Below are 12908 nucleotides of genomic sequence, written 5' to 3'. Positions count from 1 at the left end.
CTGCTGCACCCATGGGTTGCTAATTTTTTCTTTTGTAGCGTTTTTTGCTTGTGGTTGTTGCGGTGTCTGGCTTTTGGCGCTGGTATGTAGTTGGGCTACAGCCCTATTAGAAAACCTTGCATAAGAGGGCTGAAGCCCAACTACGTACCTGGGGCGGGTTTGGTTTTCTGGTTATTTGTTGGGCTTCAGCCCTCTTAGAAAACCTAGCATAAGAGGGCTGAAGCCCAACTACGTACCTGGGGCGGGTTTGGTTTTCTGGTTATTTGTTGGTAACAAAGGATATTTGCTAAACCCACCCCTACAAGTTGACTAAATAACGCAAGTTGCTAGTTATTTACATAAAGGTATGTAGTTGGGTTTGACGCCTCTAATGCTAGGTTTTCTAAGAGGGCTGAAGCCCAACTACGTGCAAAAAATAAGACTTAAAAGCTAGACAGACGAGTATAAGAATTTATCAGTGGAATAAATATTAATCTTTCAGTCCGTTTTAACGGACTTTCGCTATTAGCCAAGGAATTGATTCCTTGGCGGGTGTGGTAGAAAAGCGAATTGATTCCTTGACGGGTGTGGTAGAAAAGCGAATTGATTCCTTGGCGGGTGTGGTAGAAAAGCGAATTGATTCCTTGACGGGTGTGAAGGAAAAGCGTTGTGCGATCATCGTATGACAAATTATTCCATACATTCTTCAGCCAATTTAATAATTTTAGTAAACAGGAAATTATCCGCTAAATCTCTAATGGCATTTGCCAGATCGATATTTTCTGCTGGAATTTCTTCGAGCAATTCCAAAACCATATCGTCGCTGCATTCAGAAGCAGCATCGTGGAGTCTGATTATCCAATCTTGGGGCATTTGAGACAGCAGCTTCGGCAGTTCTGCTTCCGGGACTTTTTCGGAAGTTTTCTGGCTACATTCAGCTTCTTTGTTTTCGCTTTCCCATTCATATTCAACTCCCAGATATTGACCGATTTTTTCTAATAAATCGTCAGTTTGAAAGGGTTTGCGAATAAAATCATTGCAGCCTACTGCTAAAATATTTTTTCGCTGTTCCTCGAAAACGCTAGCAGTCAAAGCAAGGACGATCGTTCTGGGAAATGGGGGGACAGAATCTCCCGAAATTTTCTCGTAATTCAACCTTTTTTGTTCTTCGGCTCTAATTTGTCTGGTTGCTTCATAACCATCCATTACTGGCATTCTTATATCCATCAAAATTAAATGCGGTTGCCATTCTTTGTAGCACTGTACTGCCTCTTTGCCATTTTCAGATTCGCGGACAGAAAAGCCGATGGATACGAGTATTTTATTGAGTAAAAGACGACTTTCTGCAACATCGTCAACTATTAAAATACGATATTCGGGTTGTTCGGAAGCCAAATGAATAATTTTTCGATATTGCTTAAGTGTCTGAACTAATTTTGGATCGGCCAAACCGATTTGAATGTCAAAAGCAAATACGCTTCCTTGTCCTGGGGTACTGTTTACTCTAATTTTTCCTCCCATTAATTGTACGTATTTCTGGCTGATTGGCAAGCCCAAACCTGTTCCTTGCTGAGATTTACGACCTGTTTCTGTTTGCTGAAATGCTTCAAATAGCAGGTGAATTTCTTCAGGAAAAATACCGGGGCCCGTGTCTATGACTTCAAAATTAACAGTGAGTTTTTCAGGCTCGTTTTCTGTTGTTACTTCTGAAGCTATGGAACTAACATATACGCGCATTTTTACGCTGCCAACTTCTGTAAATTTAATGGCATTTCCCAGAAGGTTGAGTAATACTTGGCGCAATTTACCTTGGTCAGTTGTGACATACTGAGGAATGTTAGGGCTGCATTCAAAAATCAGTTGCAATCCTTTAGAAGCTGCTTTTAATTGCAGCATTTGTTCTAAACTGTTTAGCATTTGTATGAAGTCGAAGCTGCTTTCATTAAAATTGGTGCGACCGGCTTCAATTTTTGATACTTCTAAGATGTCATCAATTAGAGCCAGTAGATGTTCCCCAGCGCGATTGATAATGGCAAGATTTTTCTGATTTTCGCCGCAGATAGAATCATCTTTACTCATGATTTGGCTAAAGCCTAAGATGGCATTGAGCGGAGTTCTCAATTCGTGACTCATGGAAGCAAGAAATTCGCTCTTGGCGCGGTTGGCAGCATCGGCGGCTAAGACGGCTTTTTGTAAAGCTTCTTCGGCTTGTTTGAGGTTGGTAATATCTGTATGAGCGCCAATCATACGAATGGGAATTCCATTGGCATCTTTGAGATGAATAGCGCGAGAGAGGATATAAACTGTGGAGCCATTTTTATGGTGAAAACGCTGGGTGGCTAAAAATTGTGGAATGCGATCGCAGTTATAATCTTCTACGAGTTTTAAGGCGGCGATGCGGTCTTCTTCAAAGATTGTGTTTGCCCAAACCGATATGTCATTGGGAAATTCGTCATCGCTGTAGCCCAGCATCTCTTTAAACCGAGGTGAAAAGTAAATTTCTCCGGTGACTAAATCCCAATCCCAGAAGCCATCTTGGGAGGCGCGAAGCACTAATTCCTGGCGTTCTTTTGCCAGTTGCAGCTCTAATTCGGCTCGTTTGCGATCGGTAATTTCAACTATTACCGATCCTACATTAGAAGGGGTGCTGTCGTTCAGGGCAATGGGAAAATAAGAAACTACCCAGTGGCGCATTATACCGGGTTGGCTGGGGATTTCTCCAGTGATTTCTAGGTTAAGAATCGGTTCTCCCGTTGCTAATACTTGTTGATAAAGGGGTTCGAGTGTGGGGGCAATTTGGGGTAAAATTTCACGGATGGATTTGCCAATATGTTCGCCTGCGGGTATGCCATTAATTTGTGCAAAGTGTTCGTTGATTTGCACGTATCGCAGTTCGCTGTCTATGATATTCATACCCACTGGAGCGCACTTGAAAAAGGCATTTAATCTCGCTTCTCGTAAGGCAAGTTCTTGTTCTAAAGCTTTTTGCTGACTGATGTCTTTGTGCGTTCCCGTGATTCGCACTGGCTGTCCGGAACTGTCGCGCTCAGAAATTTTGCCCCGGCAGAGAATCCATTTCCATTCGCCGAGTTTCGATCGCATCCTAAATTCTACTTTATAGCAGCTATTTTTGCCTTGGGTATAGGCATCTAAGGCTTTTTGCATCAAAACGGTGTCTTCTGGATGCAGCAAGCTTTCAAAACCTTTTAAATTATTTGCAATTTCGCTATCTTGATAACCTAGCATTTCGTTCCAGGCGCGATCGCGGTAGATTTCACCAGTCTTCAAATTCCAGTCCCACAAACCTAAATTGCTGCCTTCCAAAGCTAGGTGCAAGCGTTCTTCGCTGGTGTAAAGAGCTGCTTCTGCCTTTTTGCGATCGGTAATATCGCGGGCCACCCAAGCGGCAGTATTTTCAGATATGGGCGCAATGCTGGCAGAAAACCAAACTTGTTCCCGACCCACACTCAAGCTATATTCGCAATTAACTATTTGCTGCAAATGTAGTGATTCTCTGATGCGACTGCGAAACATTACACTCGATTCTTTACACAACAGTTCTACTGTTTTACCGATAATGTCTGAGCCTGGAGGATACAATTTTTCTGGCTTTGTGGGAGCAACTTTGATAGTCTTGCCATCTGGATCCACAATTAATACGATGTCTGCCATCGCCTCAAAAAAACCGCGAATTTCTGCCTGAGAAGAACGCAGTTTTTCTGCCATTAACTCGCGTTCTTTAATTTCTTCTTTTAATCGCTCATTTTGTTCTATTATTTGTTTTTGTAGCCTGCATATATGTAACTGATTTTCAATCCGCGCTATCACTTCTTCCGTTTGAAATGGTTTGGTAATATAGTCAACACCACCTATAGAAAAAGCTTTAACTTTATCGATTGCTTCGTGCAGAGCGCTTAAAAAAATTACCGGAATATGGCGAGTTTTTTGGTTTGCTTTCAGCTGGGAGCAGATTTCATAACCATCGATATACGGCATCATAACGTCAAGCAAAATCAAGTCAGGCTGCTTAGCCTGAATTGCTGCTGGAACCATCCTCTCATCTCGGATAGGACGTACTTCATACCCGCGTCTGCTCAAAACCTCGGTGAGTAAACGCAAATTATTAATGTCATCATCAACTACTAAAATATTAGCTGTAAATCTATTGTTAATGTAACTATCTAATGACTCAATCATTTATCCTTCTCCCGGATATTTATAAAGTTTAATTGCCGTCACAATTTTTTGGTAATCAAACATTTGGATTAAATACTTAAGTCGCTCGGCTAACTGAAGATCTATAAGAGCGATTTCGTCAATAGTGGAAGTGATTTCATACCAGCTTGCCTGGATGCTGGCTTGCTCTAAACGCTCAATTAAATTTTTAGGTAAAACTGCGAAATCTATGGGCTTGATCGCAGCTTTTTCAATAGGAGTAAGAGAATGATTTTCTCTAGTGGCTATTTTGCTGTTATCTTCTAGTTGTACTTGCTTATTTAATTCTGATAGCCGATCGGCTAAGCCAAACTGAATATCAAAATAAAAAGTGCTGCCACAACCGACTTGGCTACTGATAGTAATGTTGCCGCCCATCAGTTGGATGAATTTGCGGCTGATCGGTAAGCCTAAACCGGTACCTTCTTGAGATTGTTTACCCGTCCTTGTTTGCAAGAATGGTTCAAAAATACTTTCTAATTCATGTTCCGGAATGCCTACCCCTGTATCTTCAATTTCAAAAGCCAGCCGGGAAGTATCTCCATTATCCAGATCCATAAATTCGTTTTCTCTGGTTTGGTTTCTGGCTTTTGTCTTTTCCATCGCTCGCACTGTTACGTGCCCTGCTTCAGTAAACTTAATAGCGTTACCGATCAGATTAATCAAGACTTGGCGCAGCTTTATTTCATCAGTCCGCACAAATTCAGGGATGCTAGCATCTCGATCAAAATTTAATTGCAATTTTTTCTCTCTAGCTTTTAAATAAAACATCCTTTCTAACTCATCCAAAAATCGATAAAAGTTAAAGGTTGTTTCGTTTAACGTCATTCGACCCGCTTCAATTTTCGCCATATCTAGCACGTCATTGATGAGGGTGAGCAAGTGTTCTCCGCTGCGGTTAATAATGGCGATATTTTCCCGATCTTGGGGAGAAAGTCCGGGACTTTGGCTGATTAATTGGGCAAAACCAAGAACGGCATTCAGGGGCGTTCTCAATTCGTGGCTCATATTTGCTAAGAAAGTGCTTTTGGCGCGGTTAGCTGCTTCTGCGGCTTCTTTTGCTTGAGAGAGTTCTGCCTCTGCTAGTTTGCGATCGGTAATATCTAAAACAATCCCATGCCAGACGATATCGCCATTGTTTCGGCGTTCGGGTTGGGAGTTCCCTTGCAACCACTTCAGTTGGCCCGAAGGTGTGATAACCCGCCATTGATGTTTAAAAATATCCATAGTTTCGAGACTGCGATCGACTGCTGCCAAATACCCTGCTAAATCCTCTGGGTGGATAAGAGAAAGCATCACTTTTTTGGCATCCTGGAAAGCTTCTTCTAGGGTTAGTTCGGTAATTTCTTCGATCGCCCGATTGCAATATTCAAATTTAAAAGAACCATCGGAATGTTGTACCAAAGAATAAATGTTTCCGGGGACAGCCGTTGCTAGATTTTGCAGGCGAGTTAAGGTGATTTTCAAGGTTTCTTCTGTCTGTGTGCGCTCGGTAATATCCAGCACGATGCCAAATAATTTAATAACCTGCCCTGCTTCATTAAAAACAGGTTCTCCTTTACCGAAGGTGTACCGGATCGCACCATCAAGTCGAATAATCCGGATTTCATGCTCGTAAGCTTTCCCCTCTCTGAAAGCAAGTTCGATATTCCGCTGTAAAATTTCTAGATCTTGGGGATGGGTGAACTGTAACAATCGATCGTAGGTTGGTTCGCCTTGGCGAGGATCGAGTCCGAAGATGTAGAAGGTTTCTTCAGACCAAGTGATTTTTTGGGTGACGATATCGAAAGACCAATTGCCTAAATGGGCAATTTTTTGGGCTGCGATAAGGGCACTTTCACTTTCCCGCAAAGCTTGTTCGGTTTGTTTGCGATCGGTAATATCCACCGACATTCCGATTAAGGTGGTAGGGTTGCCTGCGGGATCGGTTAAAATTTTGGCCTTTACCTGCAACCATCGCCATTCAGGGTTTTCTAGACTACCAGTAACCCGATGTTCGATTTGAAACCCTTCCCTTTGGGAGATCGCTTCTTGATTAGCTCGGTGCAGTTTTGCTCGATCGTCAGGATGAACCATTTCCAGCGCTTCAGTATAGGAAATACGAATAGGAATTTCCTTTTTGATCGTAGAAGTGAATAATAGCTCGTCAGTCTGGAGATTTCGTTCCCAGGCGATCGCATTCGATACTTCCATTGCTAGCCTCAATCGAGCTTCTCTTTCTTGGATAATTGCTTCGGCACGTTTGCGATCGGTTACATCCAGAACTATTCCATGCCAGACAATCTGGCCATTCTCCCGCCGTAGCGGTCGAGAATTGGCCTGAATCCACTTAATTTTTCCAGAAGGCATCATAATTCGCCATTCGTGTTTGAACGTTTGCATGGTTTCCAGAGCTTTGGCAACTGCTTGCTGATAGCCTGTGCGATCGTCTGGATGAATTTGATTAAATGTAAGTCCGGGGTTTTCCAAGGCTTCGGCGACGGGAATCTCGTGTATTTCTTCAAATGCAGGACTGAGGTACTCATACCGAACAGGGCCATCTGGATATTCGACAACGGTGTAGATTACTCCTGGCGAAGCTGCTGCTAACTGCTGTAAGCGAAACTCAATTTGCTGGAGAGCTTGTTCGGCTAGTTTGCGATCGGTTATGTCGATCATAATGCCAGTTCCATACCAGCATTGATTTGTCTCATCGCAATAGGTGCTTAAGGAATTAGCAACCCACCGAATGCTACCGTTTTTATGTCGGAGTCGGAATTCAATCGTGGTGGCAAAATTGGGTGTAAACGATCGAGCTAATGCTGGCTTGACAACAGTTTCCATATCTTCGGGTAAAATCAGCGATAGTAGCAGCGAATAATCGCCGGCAATTTCTTCACCTGCGTAACCGCAAATCGCTTCAATACCCGGTGAAAAATATTCATATTCCCAGCGATCGTTATCGCTCAACCGAACTCCCGATATAAAGGCAGGCGCATTATTCAACACCGATTTCAGCCTAGCTTCTGAAGTTTGTAAAGCTAGTTGTAATTGTTTGCGATCCGTAATGTCGATGGCAATTACCGTCACCATCCAGCACTTTTCAGTTCGATCCCATCGAGAATTAGTAGTTTCAGCAATCCACCGCATACTGCCATCTTTGTGGCGCAACCGATACTCGCGATTGGCGGTGCGTTGCTCGAAAATACTCGCAAATAAATCGCTTTCGATCGCCTGCCAATCTTCGCTGAGGATGCTGCTAATCCAAAGAGTTTTATCTGCTTTGATTTCGGTAGCGCTGTAGCCGGAAAGAGCCTCGCAACCGTTAGCAATATAATCGATTTCCCAGTTACCATCGGCAAATACGCGAAACCTGGAAATCGCCGCTGGAGCAGTATTTAAAATATCGTTTAATTTCGCTTCCGATGCTTCTAGGGCACGTTTTAAGTTTTTGCGTTCGGTAATATCCCGACAAATACAAAAAATGACTTTTTTGCTATCAAAAATAACATTATTTGCACTAATCTCTACATCATAAATCGAACCATCCTTACGGCGATGTCTGGTTTCAAATGTGTTAATACACAGATTACTTTCAGTGATTTTACGTTCGATTTTATCTCGCGTCCAATCAGCATCCCAATCGACTAGATTTAAGGTTAATGTTTCTTCTATGGTGTAGCCCAACATTCTGGCAAAACTAGCATTAGTTTCTAGGACATTACCTTGGGAATCGAGGACGACAATACCATCTACAGAACTATCCAGGAGGGTTTTGCTGCGAAGAATTTCCCTCCCTAGTGCTTGTTCTATTTGTTTGCGATCGGTAATATCTTTGAGCAAACCAATCACGCAATCTCGTTTATTTATGTGGCTGACTGTAGCCGATAGTAAAACTGTTCTGGCTTGGCGCGATCGAGTGCGAAGCACAACTTCAAAATTCGTGATTTTACCTTCCTTGGTAAGTGCTTGACGGAAGCGATGCAAGTCTTCAATTTTATCCCAGATCCCTAGCTCAACGCAGGTTTTGCCGATAATTTCTTCATAAGGATATTCCAAGAATTTGGCAAAGCTGTCGTTGACGTTCAAACAGCGTCCTTCCGATAAAGTGGCAATCCATAACGGATCGGGACTGCTGTGGAAAATGGTAGAAAATTTGTGTTCTGATTCCCGTAAGGCAATTTCAGCCAGTTTGCGATCGGTGACATCTTCTGCAAATCCAATGAAGCGCTCCGGCTTTCCCGATCGATCGTAAATTACGGAAATTTCCGCTTGGATCCAGCGAATTTCGCCATCCGGTCGAATAATGCGATATCCTCGCTTGACAGACTTTCCTTCAAATTGTATGCGTAAAGAGGATTGCAGCGATGAACGATCTTCTCGGTGAATTGCTGTTTCCCAAGATTGAGGATCTCGATACAAGCTTTCGCAACTGCGCCCCCAAATCTTTTCATAAGCAGGGTTAACATAAAGAAATTCACCCGTAGAAACCGATCGCACGAAGAATAACTGATCGATCGTCTGGGCAATTTCTTGGAAACGTTCTTCACTTTGGCGTAGTGCTGCTTCTGTTTGTTTGCGAACGGTAATATCCGTCGCTGTCCCTAAAAGTTGGGCGGGCTGACCGCTAGCTGTTCTGGTTAAAATGCGATCGTGACTGCAAAGCCAATGCCAATTTCCCTGCTTGTCGCGCATCCGATATTCTACTTCCATCCAGTCGTTATCTGACAGCAATGGTAAGCCAGCATGGACTTTTATAACTCTGGGCAGATCCTCTGGGTGCATGAGGATGGAAAATACATTGCTACCCATCGCTTGAATTTCTGCGGGAGAATAGCCTAATAATCGTTCGATTTGAGAATTGATATACACATTCCGCTGTTCGAGCAAATCGAAAATATACAGAATTGCCGATGTAGATTCTGTCACTTGTTCGATTAAACGCTTGCTTTCCAGCAACTCTGCTTCGGCGCGTTTGCGCTCTGTGATATCTCTTGCAGCGGCATAAATTAGTTTACCAATTGGCAGGGAACGCCATTCTATCCAACGATACGAGCCATCGCGATGACGATAGCGGTTAGTAAAATTCAAGACTACTTGCTGTTGTGATAGCTCGGCAATTGCGCCTAACGTACTTTCGAGATCGTCAGGATGAACGAAATCTAAAAATCTGCATCCTTCTAAATCGGCCAAAGTGTAACCTAATACCTTTTCCCATTCCACATTTAGCCGACGGAAATAACCATTTGTGTCGGCAATGCAGAGCAAGTCTAATGGAGCGGAAAAGAACTGCTCTAGTTCATCTGTTTTTTCTTGGAAGGCAATTTCTAGATATTTGCGATCGGTGATATCTACAACGACTACTCCCACTCCATCAGGAGAATTATTCACATCAAAAATCGGAAAGTACGAAACCATCCAGTAACCCTGAATTCCCTGCTTTGTAGGAACTTCCCCCCTTATTTCTAGATTGATAATCGGTTTTCCTGTCGCCAGAACTTGTTGATATAAAGGTTCAATTGTATCCGCTAATTTTTGGGGAACAACTTCCCTAATGGTTTTACCGATTTTTTCTTCTACCGTCAACCCGGCAATTCCTGATAAAACTTGATTTAGTTTAACAAAACGCAAGTTTTTATTGAGTATTCCCATTCCCACTGGCGCAGCTGCAATGAAGGCGTTCATTTGTGCTTCGCTGCGTTGCCATGCCTCGGTTCTTTCTTGTACTTGCGTTTCTAAACTGCGATTGTATTCTAATAAAACCTGCGCCATCTGGTTAAAAGATTCCGTTAATTCACTGACTTCTTTAGCACCAGTTACTGGAATATTGCCCTCTAATTCACCTTTACTTAAGTTTTTAGCCGCAGCATTTAAGTGCAAAATCGGTTTCGTTATTGAGTGGGTTGCGATCGCTCCCATCCCGATGGTAACTAATAAAGTAACAATACAAAGTAAAATTGTCTGGCGAGTATTTTCGTTAATCTGTGCCATAAAATCAGATTCGGGGATGGCAACGACGATTGAAAAATTAAAACTATATTTATCTCGATATGGAACAATTCTAATAAATAATTTTTCTCCTTGGCTATTGATTATCAATTGTTCGTTATTTTGGATGTGGCGAAAATTGCCGAAACGCTTCTTTAAGTGTTCGGCAATTTCCCTGTGTCTGACATTTCGACTATTGAAGATCGATAATGGGGTAGGCCGATTGTTTGCTTGCTGGACATAAGGCTTTTCTAATGTGGAGGTAGCTGCTAAATTACCAGAACTATCGATAATAAAAGCTTGGCCGGATCGCGAAAAGTGCAGCTTTTTCAAAAATGTACTGAGCGCGGCAAGATCTACATTAGCCGCAAAAACTGCTTGCAATTGACCGAGGCGATCGTAAACTGGCGTCACCGCAAACATTCCTACCGCAGGCGCAGCTTGGTAAACTACCAGTGGTGTCCAAGTTTTTTTTCGGCTGCTTTTTGCTTGCACGTACCAGGGAAGGGTACGGAAATCCATTTTTACCATATAGACAAGTTTTTGGGGCTTCCCCCTAGAATCAGTGGTGTAGAATTTCCGTTGTGTAGTCGCCGGATTTTTTGCTTCACTGTAAAAGATCGTACCGATCGGTAAATCTTTTCCAGATACCTTGCGAACAACTTCGCGCATATCCTGACTGAGGATGCGTCCGTATCCAACAGTTTCTCCGTTTCGATTGAGAAAGAAGATGCCTGTCATGGACGGATTCAGTTTTATCTGCTGCCAAAGCTGCTGCCGCACTTCCTCTAAGTTTCTAATATCTAGCGTTCCCTGTTGCCATGCTAGATGGTTGGTTGTTACAACTTGTTGGGGCGTCTCCAAATTGCTGTCGAGGCGATCGCTAATTCGTTCTCCCACCTCCTCCATCAGTTGTTTTACCAAGTCTTCCACTGCTTGTTGGCCATTTTTATAAGAAAGATAACCCACTAATCCCACCGCCGTTACAGTTTGCAAAACGAACGGCACAATCAGGACAGTTCTTAAAGAGAGTTTGCGTAACCAGCTAGTCACTATGAGGTACTGTTTTGAAGTTGAAAAATCTATTTAGATAAAATTATCCGAGCTTCCCCTTGTAAAGGTCTCCGCATTATCGCGGCAAATGAAGGAAACTGCGATAGTTGGGCCTTACCTGCACATACCTAAGTAGGTGCAGGTAAATAAAGTCAAAATAACTTAATGTTCAAACAAATATTATACTCCTTTAGGTAGGTGCTTTGGCAATAAAACTATGATAACCCTCGTCAAGCTTGTCCTTACGTACTTCCCAGGCAAGGGACGAAGCTGCCCATATATAAAATTTACTTAAAGAAAGAGTCGGATGGGGAAGATAGGGAAGTAAAATTTCATATTTTTCATATTTTGCAGCATTATCAACAAGACCTGAGAAACCGGGTTGCTTAACTAAAAATCTAGGCTCTTGACTTCAATTTGCAATAACCTCGGTGTATTGGCTTGCTGAAATATCTGAAATTTGCATCGTGTGCGAGTAATTATTAATTTTTTGGTGGCTACTATAAATTGTGTCTAAAATGAACAATACCGTGCGTAAAATTGATAGCCTATTGTAGAGGGCGTGAAATATTCAAGTTTTCCAAGCATTTTAAGCGTTCTGTGTGACTCACCGTACACCGATAATAAGTAGTTTAAATACCGAACAGCTTATCGCTACCAGTTATAATTATCCATAGCAACTCAAAGGAGTTATTATGGGTTTAGGTCTTCTTGCTGATGGCAGGTGGGTATCGGAACGGGAACAAGAAGATTCCCAAGGCAGATTTATTCGTCCAGTTACCAGTTTTCGTAACAAAATTACGGCTGATGGTTCTAGCGGTTTTAAAGCGGAAGCGGGGCGCTATCATCTTTATATTTCTTGGGCTTGTCCTTGGGCGCACCGCACCGCAATTATGCGAAAATTGAAGGGTTTAGAGGATGCGATCGGCCTTTCAGTTGTCCATCCCGTAATCGACCAAAACGGCTGGGAATTCTCCGACGAACCCGGTTGCATTCCCGATGCGGTTAATGGTGCGAATTATCTTTGGGAAACCTATCTCAAGGCAGATGCAAAATATGAAGGAAGGGTAACCGTTCCGGTACTTTGGGATAAAGAAACTGGGACGATCGTCAATAACGAATCCCGCGAAATTATCCGGATGTTGGATACCGAATTTCAGGATTTCGCGAAGTCAGATTGGCACTTTTTACCTGACGATTTAGTGGAAAAGGTTGACAAAACGATCGACCTCATTTATCAACCGATTAATAATGGTGTTTATCGAGCCGGATTCGCTACGACTCAGACAGCTTATGAAGAAGGCGTGACAGATTTATTCAACGCTTTGCAACATTGGAATGAAGTGTTAGGTAAACAGTGTTATTTATGTGGCGATCGCATCACCGAAGCAGATTGGTGTATGTTCACAACCCTCCTGCGTTTCGACCCAGTTTATTACGGTCATTTCAAATGCAACCTGCATCATATTTGGGATTATCCAAATCTTTGGAATTACCTCAAAGAACTTTATCAAATTCCCGGAGTTAAAGAAACCTGCAACCTCGACCACATCAAGCGGCATTACTATGTCAGCCATAACAAAATCAATCCCACTCGCATCGTTCCCAAAGGGCCAATAATGGACCTGGAATCACCGCCCGATCGCAAAATAGCCTCTTAGTTCACGGAGTCATTGACACTCTGCGGTCTCTCA

At 42.7% G+C, this 12908-nt stretch carries 4 protein-coding genes; 1 reads left to right on the top strand and 3 read right to left on the bottom strand.

The annotated features are described in order from the left end of the window. Positions 1 to 487: 487 nt before the first annotated feature. From ACE1CD_RS05040 to ACE1CD_RS05030, 3 genes are read right to left on the bottom strand one after another with little or no spacing between them, the layout of a single operon-like run. The gene (locus tag ACE1CD_RS05040; protein WP_374822052.1) at positions 488 to 682 is read right to left on the bottom strand and encodes a hypothetical protein; all 195 of its coding nucleotides are present in this window, start codon (positions 680 to 682) and stop codon (positions 488 to 490) included. Further along, entirely contained in the window at positions 670 to 4176 is a 3507-nt protein-coding gene (locus ACE1CD_RS05035; RefSeq protein WP_374822050.1) for a response regulator, read from the bottom strand. The genes ACE1CD_RS05040 and ACE1CD_RS05035 overlap by 13 nt, the downstream gene beginning before the upstream one ends. Then, positions 4177 to 11214 carry a PAS domain S-box protein gene (locus ACE1CD_RS05030; protein ID WP_374822047.1) on the bottom strand — a complete coding sequence of 2346 codons (7038 nt, stop codon included), beginning with the start codon at positions 11212 to 11214 and terminating at the stop codon, positions 4177 to 4179. A 695-nt stretch (positions 11215 to 11909) separates the two neighbouring features. Between ACE1CD_RS05030 and ACE1CD_RS05025 the strand changes: the two genes are divergently transcribed. Then, positions 11910 to 12875 (top strand): glutathione S-transferase family protein, encoded by a 966-nt coding sequence (locus ACE1CD_RS05025; RefSeq protein WP_374822045.1) that lies wholly within the window; start codon positions 11910 to 11912, stop codon positions 12873 to 12875. Positions 12876 to 12908: the final 33 nt, after the last annotated feature.

Source organism: Aerosakkonema sp. BLCC-F183, assembly GCF_041929145.1.
Classification (GTDB): Bacteria; Cyanobacteriota; Cyanobacteriia; order Cyanobacteriales; family Aerosakkonemataceae; genus Aerosakkonema.
The sequence above is the reverse complement of the archived record's forward strand: the minus strand, read 5'-3'. Positions and strand labels throughout refer to the sequence as shown.

What these genes read in the sequence shown, in the direction of transcription:
- ACE1CD_RS05035 (WP_374822050.1), bottom strand. Translation starts at nt 4,176, where the DNA reads ATGATTGAGTCATTAGATAGTTACATTAACAATAGATTTACAGCTAAT.
- ACE1CD_RS05025 (WP_374822045.1), top strand. Translation starts at nt 11,910, where the DNA reads ATGGGTTTAGGTCTTCTTGCTGATGGCAGGTGGGTATCGGAACGGGAA.
- ACE1CD_RS05040 (WP_374822052.1), bottom strand. Translation starts at nt 682, where the DNA reads ATGTATGGAATAATTTGTCATACGATGATCGCACAACGCTTTTCCTTC.